Annotated in this window: 13 protein-coding genes; 9 read left to right on the forward strand and 4 right to left on the reverse strand. The window is 65.1% G+C overall.

Annotated elements, in window-relative coordinates; genetic code table 11:
• Window positions 1–428: 428 nt before the first annotated feature.
• From zwf to tal, 3 genes are all read left to right on the forward strand, one after another.
• A complete protein-coding gene (gene zwf / locus AC07VL_RS16325; RefSeq protein ID WP_290607563.1) occupies window positions 429–1,901 on the forward strand; it encodes a glucose-6-phosphate dehydrogenase in 1,473 nt (490 codons plus the stop codon).
• Window positions 1,902–2,112: 211 nt separating this feature from the next.
• Window positions 2,113–2,967: an SIS domain-containing protein gene (locus tag AC07VL_RS16330; RefSeq protein WP_494806784.1), complete on the forward strand. Its 855-nt coding sequence runs from the start codon at window positions 2,113–2,115 to the stop codon at window positions 2,965–2,967.
• A gap of 78 nt (window positions 2,968–3,045) precedes the next feature.
• Entirely contained in the window at window positions 3,046–3,981 is a 936-nt protein-coding gene (gene tal / locus AC07VL_RS16335) for a transaldolase (protein ID WP_494806785.1), read from the forward strand.
• Between the two features lie 149 nt (window positions 3,982–4,130).
• On the opposite strand, the gene AC07VL_RS16340 is transcribed toward tal, so the two are convergent.
• Window positions 4,131–4,997: a hypothetical protein gene (locus tag AC07VL_RS16340; RefSeq protein ID WP_494806786.1), complete on the reverse strand. Its 867-nt coding sequence runs from the start codon at window positions 4,995–4,997 to the stop codon at window positions 4,131–4,133.
• Between the two features lie 219 nt (window positions 4,998–5,216).
• Between AC07VL_RS16340 and AC07VL_RS16345 the strand changes: the two genes are divergently transcribed.
• From AC07VL_RS16345 to AC07VL_RS16355, 3 genes are all read left to right on the forward strand, one after another.
• Window positions 5,217–6,290 (forward strand): patatin-like phospholipase family protein, encoded by a 1,074-nt coding sequence (locus AC07VL_RS16345; RefSeq protein ID WP_494806787.1) that lies wholly within the window; start codon window positions 5,217–5,219, stop codon window positions 6,288–6,290.
• A 118-nt stretch (window positions 6,291–6,408) separates the two neighbouring features.
• Window positions 6,409–8,145: a methyl-accepting chemotaxis protein gene (locus AC07VL_RS16350; protein WP_494806788.1), complete on the forward strand. Its 1,737-nt coding sequence runs from the start codon at window positions 6,409–6,411 to the stop codon at window positions 8,143–8,145.
• Window positions 8,146–8,289: 144 nt separating this feature from the next.
• Complete coding sequence (locus tag AC07VL_RS16355) at window positions 8,290–9,474, forward strand: tetratricopeptide repeat protein (RefSeq protein WP_494806789.1); 1,185 nt, start codon at window positions 8,290–8,292, stop codon at window positions 9,472–9,474.
• A 4-nt stretch (window positions 9,475–9,478) separates the two neighbouring features.
• Here the strand turns inward: AC07VL_RS16355 and hemW are convergent, their stop codons facing one another.
• The 3 genes from hemW to rph form a co-directional block, all read right to left on the reverse strand.
• Window positions 9,479–10,753, reverse strand: a complete 1,275-nt coding sequence (hemW, locus tag AC07VL_RS16360; protein WP_494806790.1) for a radical SAM family heme chaperone HemW — start codon at window positions 10,751–10,753, stop codon at window positions 9,479–9,481.
• A complete protein-coding gene (gene rdgB / locus AC07VL_RS16365; protein WP_494806791.1) occupies window positions 10,750–11,334 on the reverse strand; it encodes an RdgB/HAM1 family non-canonical purine NTP pyrophosphatase in 585 nt (194 codons plus the stop codon). The genes hemW and rdgB overlap by 4 nt, the downstream gene beginning before the upstream one ends.
• 173 nt (window positions 11,335–11,507) lie before the next feature.
• Window positions 11,508–12,236, reverse strand: a complete 729-nt coding sequence (rph, locus tag AC07VL_RS16370; RefSeq protein ID WP_034787067.1) for a ribonuclease PH — start codon at window positions 12,234–12,236, stop codon at window positions 11,508–11,510.
• Between the two features lie 303 nt (window positions 12,237–12,539).
• Between rph and AC07VL_RS16375 the strand changes: the two genes are divergently transcribed.
• The 3 genes from AC07VL_RS16375 to gmk all read left to right on the forward strand — a co-directional run bounded on the left by AC07VL_RS16375 (window position 12,540) and on the right by gmk (window position 14,535).
• Complete coding sequence (locus AC07VL_RS16375) at window positions 12,540–13,430, forward strand: YicC/YloC family endoribonuclease (protein ID WP_494806792.1); 891 nt, start codon at window positions 12,540–12,542, stop codon at window positions 13,428–13,430.
• 3 nt (window positions 13,431–13,433) lie between these two features.
• Window positions 13,434–13,760 carry a hypothetical protein gene (locus AC07VL_RS16380; protein ID WP_494806793.1) on the forward strand — a complete coding sequence of 109 codons (327 nt, stop codon included), beginning with the start codon at window positions 13,434–13,436 and terminating at the stop codon, window positions 13,758–13,760.
• Window positions 13,761–13,896: 136 nt separating this feature from the next.
• Entirely contained in the window at window positions 13,897–14,535 is a 639-nt protein-coding gene (gene gmk, locus AC07VL_RS16385; RefSeq protein WP_080753685.1) for a guanylate kinase, read from the forward strand.
• Window positions 14,536–14,569: the final 34 nt, after the last annotated feature.

A 14,569-nucleotide genomic window follows, 5' to 3' on the forward strand; every position in this document is an offset into this window, starting at 1 on the left:
CGAGTTCATACAACCAATAGTTGCTATTGGTTCGAGTCTGAATTATACGGTTTTTTACTTTCCACAAAGCTACTTTACGCCGCCAACGGCCATCCTGGCCGCATTTCTTGACTTGCTTGTTGCTACAGCGCAAATCGTGATGAAAAGCATGGAAAATTTCCCCTGCAACCATGGTTGCTTTGCAAAGCCGGCGGCAAATCATGCCCGCGCTCCCGCGCCGGCGATGCGCTTATAATGGCTGCGCAAGATCGCCTGACAGGCAGGCATGGCAAAAGCCCCACGCAAGCGGCACGAATGTAGTAAAATTTCTTGCAATTGCCACTTCTACGTAGTAAATTTACACCACGATTTCAAGTAGCGACAGACTGGCACTTCCGGTCGGCCTCCTCCCCGCTCCGGCTCTTTTACTTTTGCGACGACACTCACTTATGGCTCTTACCGATTTTGACCTGGTCCTGTTTGGCGGCAGCGGCGATTTAGCAATGCGTAAATTGCTGCCTGCCATGTATGCGCGCGACGTCGCGAACGACTTGCCGCCGACGGCACGCATCATCTGCGTCGGCCGCCAGGACAGCGGCCAGGATGCCTTCCTGAAAATGGTGGAAAGCAATTCGCGCCCGCACATCAAGGCCAGCACCCTGAACGCCGCCACGTGGAGCCGCTTCTGCGCGCGCATCGTGTATGTGTCGCTCAACGCCAGCGACGCCTCGACCTACGCCCCGCTCGTCGAAGCGCTGCGCGACGGCGCGGACCTGACGCGCGTGTACTACCTGGCGACGCCGCCGCACCTGTTTGCCTTGATCTGCGACAACCTGGAAGAAAATGGCCTGGTGACGCCGAATTCGCGCGTGGTACTGGAAAAACCGCTGGGCCGCGACCTGGCCAGCGCCAAGCAGATCAACGCCGAAGTGGGCAAGGTCTTCCAGGAATCGCAGATCTACCGTATCGACCATTACCTGGGCAAGGAAACCGTGCAGAACCTGCTGGCCCTGCGCTTCGGCAACGTGCTGTTCGAGCCGCTGTGGCGCCGCGAATGGATTTCCGACGTGCAGATCACCATCGCCGAGAAACTGGGCGTGGGCAACCGCATGGGTTACTACGACACCTCGGGCGCGCTGCGCGACATGCTGCAGAACCACTTGCTGCAACTGCTGTGCATCGTCGCCATGGAACCGCCCACCTCGATCGCGCCGGATGCCGTGCGCGATGAAAAGCTGCAAGTGCTGCGCTCGCTCAAGAAATTCACGCCCACCACCCTGGCGCAAAACATCGTGCGCGGCCAGTACCGCGCCGGCCACGTGGACGGCGCCACCGTGCCGAGCTACCGCGACGAGCCGGACGCGCCCGAACATTCGCGCACCGAGACGTTTGTTGCACTGAAGGCGGAAATCGACACCTGGCGCTGGGCCGGCGTGCCGTTCTACCTGCGCACAGGCAAGCGCATGGCCGACAGCCTGGCCGAAATCGTCGTGCGCTTCAAGCAGATCCCGCACTCGATCTTCAACCAGCCGACGTCGAGCTTCCAGCCGAACTGCCTGGTGATCCGCTTGCAGCCCGACGAAGGCCTGCGCATGAACCTGATGGCGAAAACCCCGGGCGATGGCATGCGCTTGAAACCGGCGGAACTGGAACTCGATTTCCGCGAATCGTTCAAGACGCCGCGCATGGATGCCTACGAGCGCCTGCTGCTCGACGTCCTGCGCGGCCAGCTGACCCTGTTCATGCGCGGCGACGAACTGGAAGCGGCCTGGGAATGGGTCGAGCCGATTCTCGACAACTGGGAACAGAACGACAGCGCGCCGATTCCGTACACGGCCGGCACCTGGGGCCCGGCCGCGGCCAGCGCCCTGATCGGCCGCGACGGCTTGCAATGGCGTGAAGAGGCGCTTCCTGAAGACTAGTTTGGAAGCGCAAGGAGTCTGGCCTTGCAAGGCCAGACCGTTACGCAGGCGTGGAGCGGTGCTCCACGAAACCCCTGCTTCACCCCTGCCTGAAAACTAGTTTGGCAACGCAAGGAGCCGTGCCTTGCAAGGCACGGCCGTTACGCAGGCGCGGAGCTTTGCTCCGCGAATTCCCTGCTTCACCGCTTCCCGAAGACAGAAGACTAATTTAATGCTGCTTGACTCCATCCGCACCCAGCTCGATTCGCTCTCCAAGTCGGAGAAGAAGGTCGCGCTGGCCGTGCTTGACCAGCCGAACCAGACGGTCAGCCAGAACATCACGGCGCTGGCGAAAAGCGCGCAGGTGTCGGAACCGACGGTGGTGCGCTTTTGCCGCACCCTGGGCTATGACGGCTGGCATGAATTCAAGCTGAAACTGGCGCAGGGCCTGGCCCTGGCCATGCCGGGCGCGAACGAACAGCCGGCGCAGGACGACCTGGCGGCCGACCTGGTGAATAAAATCTGCAGCCGCTCGATCAACACCCTGCTCGACCTGCGCAACAACCTGCACCCGGAAGCCATCCAGCGTGCGCTCGACATCCTGTCGCGCGCCAGCAAGATCGAATTCTATGGCCAGGGCACGTCCGGCATCGTGGCGGCCGACGCGCAGCACAAGTTCTTCCGCTCGGGCGTGCCGACGGTAGCCTACAGCGACCCGAACATCCACAGCATCGCCGCGGCCCTGCTGCGCGGCGGCGACTGCCTGGTGGCCATCTCGCAGCGCGGCAACAGCCCCGCCCTGGTCCGCTCCGTGAAGCTGGCGCGCCGCGGCGGCGCCGACGTCATCGTGCTGGCCCCATCGGGCACGCCGCTGGCCGACCTGGCGACCGTGCTGATCCCGATCGACCTGGTCTTCAACACCGACCCCTACACGCCGATTTCGGCGCGCCTGGCCTACCTGGTGGTGATCGACGTGCTGGCCGTGGGCCTGGCCCTGCAGCGCGGCCCCGAATTCCGCAAGAAGATGCAGAATGCGCAAAAGGCGCTGCAGGAATTCGACATGCAGTTCGATTCCTTCATCGGCTGAGGCAATAAAGAGCACAGGCGGACTTGCCGGATTATGTACAATACCCCGGCAAGCCCATTCACTCTTTCCCGTGCAGCCATGAACCAACTCGAACAACTGAAGCAATTTACTACCGTGGTGGCCGACACCGGCGACTTCCAATCGATCCAGGCCTATACGCCGCGCGACGCGACGACGAATCCCTCGCTGATCCTGAAGGCCGTGCAGAAGGATGAATACAAGCCGCTGCTGGAAAAGGCCGTGCGCGACCATCCGAACGCCTCCACCGCCGAGATCATCGACCGCCTGCTGATCGCCTTTGGCGTGGAAATCCTGCAAACCATCCCCGGCCGCGTCTCCACCGAAGTCGATGCGCGCCTGTCGTTCGACACGGAAGCGACCGTCGCCAAGGGCCGCGACCTGATCGCCCTGTATTCGAACGCGGGCATTGCGCGCGAGCGCGTGCTGATCAAGATCGCCTCCACCTGGGAAGGCATCCGCGCCGCCCAGATCCTGGAAAAGGAAGGCATCCGCTGCAACATGACCCTGCTGTTCTCGCTGGCCCAGGCGATTGCCTGCGCCGAAGCGGGCGCGCAGCTCATTTCGCCCTTCGTCGGCCGCATCTACGACTGGTACAAGAAATCGACGGGCATCGACTACGTGGGCGCGGAAGACCCGGGCGTGCAGTCCGTCAAGCGCATCTACAACTACTACCGCAAGTTCGGCTACAAGACCGAAGTCATGGGCGCGAGCTTCCGCAACACCTCGCAAATCCTCGAACTGGCCGGCTGCGACCTGCTCACCATCAGCCCCGACCTGCTGCAAAAGCTGGCCGACAGCGATGCGCCCGTGGAGCGCAAGCTGAGCGTCGAAGCGGCGCCGTCCGCCAACATCGTGCAGATGTCGCTGAACGAGGAAGCCTTCCGCTTCATGATGAATGAAGACGCGATGGCGACGGAAAAGCTGGCCGAGGGCATCCGCGCCTTCTGCGTCGATTCCGGCAAGCTGAAACAGATGATCGCCGCCCTGCGTTAATTCCCGCCGGCGTAAAAAAAAGCGGCGTCCGTGCAATGCACGGCGCCGCTTTTCTTATTTTGAGCCGTCCTCGTTGACCTCACGGCGGCTGGCAGCACCATTGCGAGCGGCCGCCGATCGCGACGCGCAGCAGGTGCCGTCAAGCGCCGTCAGGAACAGCGGAAGGTGGCGACGCCCTGGTAATTGGCGCCATTGGCCAGCGTGGTCTTGTAGCCGACCACCAGCAGATAGCGTCCCGGTCCGCCGTCGCCCAGCATCAGTTGCATGCCATTGCCGCTCGCCAGGTACATGCCGGTGACGGCCATCGCCTCCGGCATGGACGGGCTGAACACGGTACTGCCCTTCAACTGGCCGCTGCTGCCGCCCGCCTGCGTATCGATGGTCACGCTCACCTTGGCGCCGGAGGCATCGAAAGCCATGCTGCCGCTGCCGCTGGCGGTGCCGAAATAGGTCGTCTGCCAGCCGCTCAAGCCCCCCGTGTAGTTGGGCGCGGTGAAGACGCCCGCGTCGCAGCTGACCGTGCCGCTCGCGGGCAGCGCCGCCAGCACGTTGTAGACGACATAATGGGTGCTGGCGTTGACGGCCTCGAAAGTGTAGTTGCCGGACGACGACGTGACCGCGCCCTTGATCCAGCGCCCCTGGGCAAAGCTGGCATCACCGCTGATGTTGCGCGTGGCGGCATCGGCGCCCGTCAAGGCGATCCCGGAAATTTCGCTGAGCGCGCCCGAACTGTCCTGCACCACGCTGCGCAGCACGCCGCTGTTCTGGCCACCCACCGAATTGACCATGTAGCGCGCGACATTGGCCTTGGCGAAAGGCGCGCTGACGGCGCCAAGATCCGGCACCGCCACCGGCGGCGTCACGGGCGGTGTGACGGGCGTCACCGGCGGCGTGACAGGCGCCACGGGCGGGTTCACGGCGACGGCCGGGTCGGCAGGAGAAGAAGCATCGCCACCGCCGCAGGCAGCGAGCGAAGCGGCGACGAGGGTCAAAACAACAGCGTGATTCAATTGCATACGGCTCCAGTCAAAAAAAGGGCGTCACGCAGCCTTGGCACATGCCAAAAACTTAACGCGGAGCATTATGCAATATTTCTCAAGAGAATGCTTATTCAAAAGAAAATCACTAATAGTAACAATGTGACCATGACGCGCGCCACTGGGGCGCAGCGCCATGCTGCAGTAAAATACAAAGCCAGAGTCCGTTTTCCCTACTGCATCCCGCTGCCATATTCCATGCAATCACCGATCACCATCCGCCTGGGCCGCCGCGCCCGCGCCCGCATCGCCGCACACGGGCTGCGCGCCAGCGACATCGCCATCGTGCCTGCCGCCGCCGGCGGACCGAAAGGCCTGATCCTGCACCAGCTCGACTGCTGGCTGTTCGGCGACTTCCTGCCGCAGGCGCCACGCCCGCGCCACTTCGTCGGCGCCTCGATCGGCGCCTGGCGCATGGCCGCCGGCGTGTTTCCCGACCCCGTCGCCGCGCAGCGCCGCCTGGTGCGCGAATACGTGGGCCAGCGCTACCCGGACAAGCCCGCGCCGGCGCACGTCAGCCGCACCTGCCGCGCCCTGCTCGACGCCGTCCTCGATGGCCAGGATGCGCAGTTGCTGCAGCACGGCCAGCACAGCCTGGGCGTGCTGGCCGTGCGCGGCATCGGCGCACTGGCGCAGCCGGGCACCTGGCGCGACCGGCGCGGCTTCCTGCTGGCGGCGGCCAGCAACGCCGTGGCGCGGGCACGCCTGGCCGCCTCGCTCGAACGCGTGGTCTTCCACGCGGGAGCGGACGGCGCCAGCTGGCTGCGTTCGCGCTTCGACGCCTTTCACTCCCACTTCGTGCCCCTGGCGCAGGACAACCTGCGCGACGCGCTGCTGGCCTCCGGCTCCATCCCGCTGGTGCTCGACGCCGTGACCGGCATCGCCGGCGCGCCGCCCGGGCGCTACTGGGACGGCGGCCTGGTCGACTACCATCTGCACCTGCCCTACCAGCGCGAACCGGACCTGGTGCTGTATCCGCATTTCGCCGACCACATCGTGCCGGGCTGGCTGGACAAGGCGATGCCGTGGCGCCGTGCGCGGGCCGGCGATAGCGCGCTCGACAACATGATCCTCGTCTCGCCCTCGCCCGCCTTCGTCGCCAGCCTGCCGAACGGCAAACTGCCGGACCGGCGCGACTTTCCCCATTACGGCCAGGACCACGCGGCACGCATGCGCGACTGGCGCCGCGCCATCGCCGAAAGCGAGCGCATGGCCGCCGCCTTCGCCCGCTGGGCAGAGCAGCCGGACCTGCGCCTGGCGGGCGACCTGTAGCACGGGTGCGCCTGCAACAGGGCCAGAACAGGCGCGGTTTTCCCTCGCCTATCGGTCACTAATCGGTGCATACTATGTCGCACAGGCAATTTAAATCCCTCTGCGACAGGAGTCCGACATGCACGCCCTCTCCCACCTTCGTATCGGCACGCGCCTGGCAGCGGGTTTCGCGCTGGTGCTGCTGCTGTCCGTCATTTCCACCTCGTACGCGCTGTACAGCGCCCATGTGAATGCCGAGGCGACCCGGCAAATGATGGAAAAACCGCTGGCCAAGGAACGCCTCGTGTCGGACTGGTACGTGCTGATCTATTCGGCCATCGCGCGCACCTCGATGATCGCCCGCAGCACGGATCAAACCCTGTCGAGCGTCTTCGCCGAGACCATCGCCGACAGCACCAGACAGGGCGGCGAGCTGCTGAAGAAAATCGAGGCCCTGCTCGACAGCGAGGAAGAAAAAGCCATCTTCAAGGCTTCCATCGCCGAGCGCGTCAAGTACCAGGATGCCAAGACCCTGGTGATGAATACGCGCAAGGCGGGCAACGCGGCGCAGGCGGAAAGCACCTACCGCGACAGCTTCGCCCCGGCCGCCGCCAATTACCAGAACAACGTCAAGGCACTGCTGGCGCAGCAGCGCAAGGCCATCGACGCCACGGCGCAGGCGATCGAGGCGGCCAATGAGCGCAGCTTTACCCTGCTGCTGACCCTGTGCGCGCTGGTGGTGGCCCTGGGCAGCGTCTGCGCCTGGCTGATCACCCGTTCCATCACCGTGCCGCTGCAGTCGGCCGTGAAGGTGGCCGAAACGGTGGCCGACGGCGACTTGCGCACGCATTTCGGTCCTGCCGCCAGCGATGAAATCGGCGACCTGATGCGCGCGCTGCACGGCATGAACGAAGCGCTGCGCAAGGTGGTGTCGGAAGTGCAGAGCGGCACCAACGCGATCGCCACGGCGTCGGGCGAGATCGCCGCCGGCAATCAGGATCTGTCGGCGCGCACGGAGCAGCAGGCCAGTTCGCTGGAAGAGACGGCATCGTCGATGGAGGAATTGACCAGCACCGTGAAGCAGAACGCGGACAATGCGCGCCAGGCCAACCAGATGGCGGTGGCGGCGTCGGGCGTAGCGGAACGGGGCGGCAGCATCGTCAGCCAGGTGGTCGACACCATGGGCGCCATCGACACTGCGTCGACGAAGATCGTCGACATCATCGGCGTCATCGACGGCATCGCCTTCCAGACCAACATCCTGGCGCTGAACGCTGCCGTGGAAGCGGCGCGCGCGGGCGAACAGGGACGCGGCTTTGCCGTCGTCGCCACGGAAGTGCGGAGTCTGGCCCAAAGGTCCGCTGCCGCAGCGAAGGAAATCAAGGCCCTGATCGGCGACTCGGTGGAACAGGTCAACAACGGCACGCGCCTGGTGCAGCAGGCCGGCAGCACCATGGGCGAAGTGGTCGACAGCGTGCGCCGCGTCACCGACATCATGGCCGAGATCACGGCCGCCAGCGCCGAACAAAGCGTGGGCATCGACCAGGTCAACCAGGCCATCGCGCAGATGGACCAGGTGACGCAGCAGAACGCCGCCCTGGTGGAGGAAGCGGCGGCCGCCGCCGAAAGCATGCAGGACCAGGCGGCCCGGCTGGCGCAGGTGGCGGCCGGCTTCCAGCTCGAACACGCGGCGGCGGCAGCGCCGGCACGCGCCGCGCGGCCGGCCAGGGCCGCCACTGCCGCCACGCCGCGCCTGGCGCCGCAGCGCCCGCCCCAGGCGACGGCCAGCAAGCCGGCCGCGTCCGGGGCGGCCGGTGCTGCGGCGCACAAAACGCCGTCCCACATCGCCGGCGACCAGGACTGGGAAGAGTTTTAGGCATCGCGGCCGCGGCCCTTGACCTCCCTGCCCCGGGCCGCTGAAAGTATTTGACAGCGGCCACCGGCGCGCCGATACTGGTTTCAGGTGGGACGGGCGCGCCACCATGCAGCCAAGAACGCGGACGCCCCTCGGGGAAAAATCATGCGCCCTTATTTTGTATGCGTTGCCAGCGCCCGGCACATCGGGCGTCTGCTTGCCGTCCTCCTCTGCGCCGCGCTGGCCGCCTGCGCCGCCGCACCGCCCGCCAGCTTGCCCCCCATCTTCAACGACAGCGATTTTGCGCCGGCCGCCGCCATCGATGCCGGCCAGGTCTTCGCCCTCAGCGACGCCATGCGCCAGTACGTGCAGACGGATGTGCGGCACGCGGCGCGCGACGGCAATCCCCGCGTGGCGCTGTACGAGGCCCTGTACGACAAATCCCGGCTGAAGCTCGAATACGATGCGGCCATGACCCGCAATGCGCGCGAAACGTTCGACGCACGCAGCGGCAACTGCCTGTCGCTGGTGATCATGACGGCGGCGCTGGCGCATGAAATGGGCTTGCAGGTGCGCTACCAGGATGTGCTGGGCGAGGAAAGCTGGAGCCGCAGCGGCGACATGTATTTTGTCGCCGGCCACGTCAACCTGGTGCTGGGCCAGCGCCAGGGCGACAATCCGAACAACTACGACGCCAGGGGCATGATGGTGATCGACTTCCTGCCGTCCGGCGACGTGGCGGGCTACCGCACGCGCGAAATCAGCGAAGCGACGGTGCTGGCCATGTACATGAACAACCGCGCCGCCGAAACCATGAGCGAGGGCCGGCTGGACCAGGCATACTGGTGGGCCAGGGCGGCCCTCCTGCAGGACCCCTCGTTCAGCGGCGCCTACAACACCCTGGGGGTGATCCAGTTCCGCCATGGCGACCTGGCGCAAGCGCGGCGCACGCTGGCCCATGCGCTGGCGCGCACGCCGGATAACACGGTGCTGCTGTCGAACCTGGCGCAGGCCCTTGAAGCGTCAGGCCTGCGCGAGGAAGCGCTGCCGCTGCGGCGGCGCCTGCTGGCGCTGCAGCCGCAGCCGCCCTTCTACTATTTCAACCTGGGCAAGGCGGCCATGCAGCAAAACGATTACGTGCAGGCGATCCGCCTGTTTTCACGCGAAATCGCGCGCGATCCCTATTACCACGAATTCCACTTCTGGCTGGCGCAGGCCTATGCCCGCCTGGGACAGCTGGCGCAGGCGGACAAGCAGCTGGAACTGGCGATGGACAACAGCACCACGCACAGCGACCACACGCTGTATGCGGCCAAGCTGCAGCGCCTGCGCGCCGTCGCCCCGCATTGATCCATTAATCCTCCAGGAACATCTGCTGCAGGTCGTTCAGGAAGCACAGGCCCCGCTCCGTCGGGCGGATGATCTGATGGTCGCGGTACAGCAAGCCCTTTGCCTCGGCCGCATTGAGCGGCTGTTCGATGGCGTTGATGGCCAGGCCCGTGCGCTCGGAGAACAGATTGGGCGAAAAACCCTGCGTCAGGCGCAGCGTATTGAGCATGAATTCGAAACCCATCTCCTCGCGCGCCAGCTCGCGCTCTTCCTGCACCGGCTGGCCGGCGGCGACCGCCTCCATGTAGGCCTTCGGCTGCTTGTAGCGGGCCTGGCGCAGTACCCGGTGCGGGAATGAGATTTTGGAATGGGCACCGGCGCCGATGCCGATGTAGTCGCCGAATTCCCAGTAGTTGCGGTTGTGCCTGGCCTGGCGGCCCGGCTGGGCGTAGGCCGACACTTCGTAGCGGCCATAGCCCGCCTGCGCCGCGCGCGCGGCCACCATGTCGGCGATGTCGGCGCTCTCGTCGTCGTCCGGCAGCACGGGCGGATACTTGGCGAACAGGGTGTTCGGCTCCAGGGTCAGGTGGTACAGCGACAGGTGCGGCGGCGCGAACGCCAGCGCCGTTTCCAGGTCCTGCTGCGCCTCGGCCAGAGTTTGCGTGGGCAGCGCGTACATCAGGTCGAGGTTGAAATTGTCGAAATGCGCATGCGCGATATCCACCGCGCGGCGCGCCTCGTTGTCGTCATGGATGCGGCCCAGCGCCTGCAGGTGGCGGCCATTGAAGCTCTGGATGCCGACCGACAGGCGGTTGATGCCGCTGGCGCGGTAGGACTTGAACTTTTCCGTTTCAAACGTGCCCGGATTGGCTTCCATGGTGATTTCGCAATCGGGCTCCAGCGGCAGCAGGGTGCGCACGTCCGACATCAGGCGGTCCAGCCCCGCCGCCGACATCAGGCTGGGCGTGCCGCCGCCGATGAAGATGGTGTGGATCTTGCGGCCCCAGATCAGCGGCAGCGCCATTTCCAGGTCCAGGCGCAGGGCCGCCAGGTAGTCCTCTTCCGGGAAGCTGCCGCGCACTTCGTGCGAATTGAAGTCGCAGTACGGGCATTTCTTCACGCACCAGGGGAAATGGATGTACAGCGACAGCGGCGGCAGCGCCGCCAGGTTCAGGGCGCCCGGCTGCAGATAGCGCAGCGCCGCGCCGGCCGCGCCGGAAATGCCTTCCTGCGGCGCCGGGGACGCGCCGGGCTTGGCGGCTGACTTGGCAGCGGCGCCCACCAGTTTGATCGGGATCATCGCAGCTTTTCCACCAGTGCGCGCAGGGCCTGGCCCCGGTGCGACAGCGCGTTCTTTTCATCGGACGTCAGTTCGGCCGCGCACTTGCCCAGGGCGGGGATATAGAAATGCGGATCGTAGCCGAAGCCGCCCTGGCCGCGCGGCGCGGCAATCATCTCGCCGTTCCAGCGGCCGTCGGCGATCACCGGCTGCGGATCGTCCGCGTGGCGCACGTAGACCAGCACGCAATAGTAATACGCGGATTTGTCGGCATGCGCCTCCAGGTCGGCGATCAGCTTGGCGCTGTTGGCCGCGTCCGACTTCGGTTCGCCCGCATAGCGGGCCGAATACACGCCCGGGGCGCCGCCGAGCGCATTGACGCACACGCCGGAATCGTCGGCCAGCGCCGGCAGCCCTGTCAGGCGAGCCGCATGGCGCGCCTTTTGCAGCGCGTTTTCAACGAAGGTATGGAATGGCTCGTCGCTTTCCGGCACGTCGTACTCGCCCTGGGCGTGGACGGAAAAACCGATGGTCGAGAGCAGCTCGTTGAATTCCTTGAGCTTGCCGGCGTTGTTGGAGGCGAGAATGAGGCGTTGGGTCATGTGACAATATCCGGGTTGGGCCAGCCCTGCGCGGAACTGCGGGGCTGTATGAAGTGCCGACATTGTAAACCTTTTGCGCTCCCCTTACCGCGCCCCGCCGCTGCGACAAAAAGCGGCAGCGGCGGAGAATTTTGCCCGCCGGGCGGGCGACAGCATGTAAATCTATGTAAAGATCAGATGCCCAATGCCTGCTTCTGCAGGGCGATCAGGTCGGCGATGCCGCCCTGCGCCAGGTCCAGCAGGCGGTTCATGCCGGCGCGGTCGAAGGCGGCGCCTTCGGCCGTGCCCTGCACTTCGATGAAGTGACCCGCTTCCGTCATCACCACGTTCATGTCCGTGTCGCAGCCCGAGTCTTCGACGTAGTCCAGGTCCAGCACCGGCATGCCCTGGTAGACACCCACGGAGATGGCAGCGACGAAGCTTTTCACGGGGATGGCGGCGATGGCGCCGCGCGCCTGCAGCTGGGAAAACGCGTCATACGCGGCCACCATGGCGCCCGTGATGGAGGCCGTGCGCGTGCCGCCGTCGGCCTGGATGACGTCGCAATCGAGGTGCAGCGTGCGTTCGCCGAAGGCCTGCAAATCGAAGGCGGCGCGCAGCGAGCGGCCGATCAGGCGCTGGATTTCCTGCGTGCGGCCCGACTGCTTGCCGCGCGCCGCTTCGCGGTCCATGCGCGTGTGCGTCGAACGGGGCAGCATGCCGTACTCGGCCGTCAACCAGCCCTGCCCCTTGCCTTTCAGGAAGCCCGGCACCTTGTCTTCGATGCTGGCGGTGCAGATGACCTTGGTGTCGCCGCACTCGATCAGCACCGAGCCTTCGGCATGCTTGGTGTACTGGCGGGTGATGCGGATGGCGCGCAGCGCGTCGACGGCGCGGCCGCTCGGGCGGGATTCAAATGTCATGGAATATCCTGTGTGATTGGGGTGGCGGCAGCGATTCTACCACCGCGCCGGCGCATATTTGCAGTCATGCAACAACGCAAGGCCGCCAGGGCGCGCGCTGCACACATGATCCCTACAATCCTGCCCCGCCATACACAATTTTCTTTACAATGCCGTAAAACGCACACTATTCAGCAATTTTCAGGCCATCGGACGATCCGGGCCTGTTTTACGGCAAGGGCAGGTATTGCCTGCGCTGGCTGATTAAGTGTATAAGTGACTGTATACAAGATCAAATCGGGGAATCCTTTGAGCATTTCAAGCATGACAGGCTACGCGGTTGCCACCAGCGAAGGTGCTGCAGGCACACTGACAATTGAAATCAAGAGCGTCAATTCGCGCTTTCTCGACCTGCAATTCCGGATCAACGACGATCTGCGGGCGCTGGAGCCCGACTTGCGCGCCGCCGTCATGTCCGCCATCACGCGCGGCAAGGTCGAGGTACGCCTGAGCTTTGGCCGCAAGGCCGCCACCGCCGGCACGCAGGCGCTGAACCTGCCCCTGCTGACGGAGCTGGCGCGCCTGCAAAACGAAGTGGGCCAGCATTTCGTCTCCGCCCCCGTCATGACGGTGGCTGAACTGCTGCGCTGGCCTGGCGTCATCGAAGAGGCGCAAGTGGGCCAGGAATCCCTGCAGGCGGACGTGGGCGCGCTGACCCGCCGCACCGTGGCCGCCTTCGTCGAAAGCCGCAAGCGCGAAGGCGCGGCGCTCGAAGCCGTGCTGGTATCGCGCATCGAAGCGATGGAAGCCATCGTCAAGCGCATCACGCCCCTGATTCCGCAAGTGGTGGCGGCCTTCCAGCAAAAAGCCATCGAACGCATGCAGGATGCGCTGGGCCTGGCCAGCCAGGGTTCGAATTCGGCCCTGTCGCGCCAGGACGCCATGGAACGCATCCGCCAGGAAGTGATTTTGTATGGCATCCGCATCGACGTCTCGGAAGAGCTGGCGCGCCTGTCGGCGCACCTGGGCGAGACGCGCCACATCCTGACCAAGGGCGGACAGGTGGGCAAGCGCCTCGATTTCATGATGCAGGAACTGAACCGCGAAGCCAATACCCTGGGCGCCAAGGCCTCCGTCAAGGAACTGGCCGACGCCTCGATGGACCTGAAGCTGCTGATCGAGCAGATGCGCGAACAAGTACAGAACCTGGAATAAGCCATGGCCACCCTGCGCCCATGGACATGCGCCTGCGCCGCCCTGGCACTGCTGGCGGCCGGCGCGCAGGCGCAGACGGCGCAACTGCCGTCGCCCTACGCGATCGAGGGCTGCGCGTCCGGATGCTTCGCGCTCAAGGAACGGGGCGCCGCCATCTACACGGGCGCCGACGCCGCCTCTTACCGCATCTGCTCGCGCAGCAGCCTGGGCGCGGAAGTGTCCGTCGACAGCACGGTCGTGCGCATCAACAACCGCGACTGCACCGACGTGAACGGGCGCGCCATCGTCCTGAATGCGGGCGAAATCGCGCTGGGACGGCTGCCCCGCTGAAATCCGCCGGGCCGGTTTGTTTTTGATCAAGCCACGGGCAGGGGCTGGCCCAGTGCCTTGCCTCTTGGTAAAATACCGGATTGGGCGCCGCCTGCGCAGGCAGCCGCGCCGACAACACGATTATGGAAAGATCCGCATGAGCCACCCTACCGCCTTCTCCGGCAGCCTGTTCGTGGTTGCCGCGCCATCGGGCGCCGGCAAATCGACACTGGTCAATGCATTGCTGGCGCAAGAGCCCGGCATCAAGCTGTCGATCTCGACCACCACGCGCGCCCCCCGTCCGGGCGAGCAGCATGGCCGCGAGTACTATTTCACGACGGCGGAAGACTTTGTCGCGCGCGCCGACCAGGGCGAATTCCTGGAATGGGCGGAAGTGCACGGCAATTACTACGGCACTTCGCGCATCATGGTGGAACAGCAAATGGCCGCCGGCACCGATATCCTGCTGGAAATCGACTGGCAGGGCGCGCGCCAGGTGCGCAAGCAATTCCCCCGCGCGGCCGGCATCTTCATCCTGCCGCCGTCCATCGATGCGCTGGAAGAGCGCCTGAACAAGCGTGGCCAGGACGAGCCGCACGTGATCACGCGCCGCCTGCTGGCGGCCGGCGGCGAAATCGCACACGCTCCCGAGTTCGAGTATGTTATTATCAATGAAGAGTTTACGGTCGCTTTGTCCGAACTGAGCGCGATCGTGAGAGCGGCCCGTTGCCGGTTTGCGCAACAAGCGGCCCGTAACGCATCGCTATTCGCCCAGCTGGGCCTGCACGCAGAGTAAAAACGCTGCAACGGCACGCCAGTTCATACACAGC

It is taken from the genome of Janthinobacterium sp. GW821-FHT03C08 (genome assembly GCF_059420905.1).

Coding starts and splice junctions, on each gene's coding strand:
- zwf (WP_290607563.1), top strand. CDS start 429: ATGGCTCTTACCGATTTTGACCTGGTCCTGTTTGGCGGCAGCGGCGAT.
- AC07VL_RS16330 (WP_494806784.1), top strand. CDS start 2,113: ATGCTGCTTGACTCCATCCGCACCCAGCTCGATTCGCTCTCCAAGTCG.
- tal (WP_494806785.1), top strand. CDS start 3,046: ATGAACCAACTCGAACAACTGAAGCAATTTACTACCGTGGTGGCCGAC.
- AC07VL_RS16340 (WP_494806786.1), bottom strand. CDS start 4,997: ATGCAATTGAATCACGCTGTTGTTTTGACCCTCGTCGCCGCTTCGCTC.
- AC07VL_RS16345 (WP_494806787.1), top strand. CDS start 5,217: ATGCAATCACCGATCACCATCCGCCTGGGCCGCCGCGCCCGCGCCCGC.
- AC07VL_RS16350 (WP_494806788.1), top strand. CDS start 6,409: ATGCACGCCCTCTCCCACCTTCGTATCGGCACGCGCCTGGCAGCGGGT.
- AC07VL_RS16355 (WP_494806789.1), top strand. CDS start 8,290: ATGCGCCCTTATTTTGTATGCGTTGCCAGCGCCCGGCACATCGGGCGT.
- hemW (WP_494806790.1), bottom strand. CDS start 10,753: ATGATCCCGATCAAACTGGTGGGCGCCGCTGCCAAGTCAGCCGCCAAG.
- rdgB (WP_494806791.1), bottom strand. CDS start 11,334: ATGACCCAACGCCTCATTCTCGCCTCCAACAACGCCGGCAAGCTCAAG.
- rph (WP_034787067.1), bottom strand. CDS start 12,236: ATGACATTTGAATCCCGCCCGAGCGGCCGCGCCGTCGACGCGCTGCGC.
- AC07VL_RS16375 (WP_494806792.1), top strand. CDS start 12,540: ATGACAGGCTACGCGGTTGCCACCAGCGAAGGTGCTGCAGGCACACTG.
- AC07VL_RS16380 (WP_494806793.1), top strand. CDS start 13,434: ATGGCCACCCTGCGCCCATGGACATGCGCCTGCGCCGCCCTGGCACTG.
- gmk (WP_080753685.1), top strand. CDS start 13,897: ATGAGCCACCCTACCGCCTTCTCCGGCAGCCTGTTCGTGGTTGCCGCG.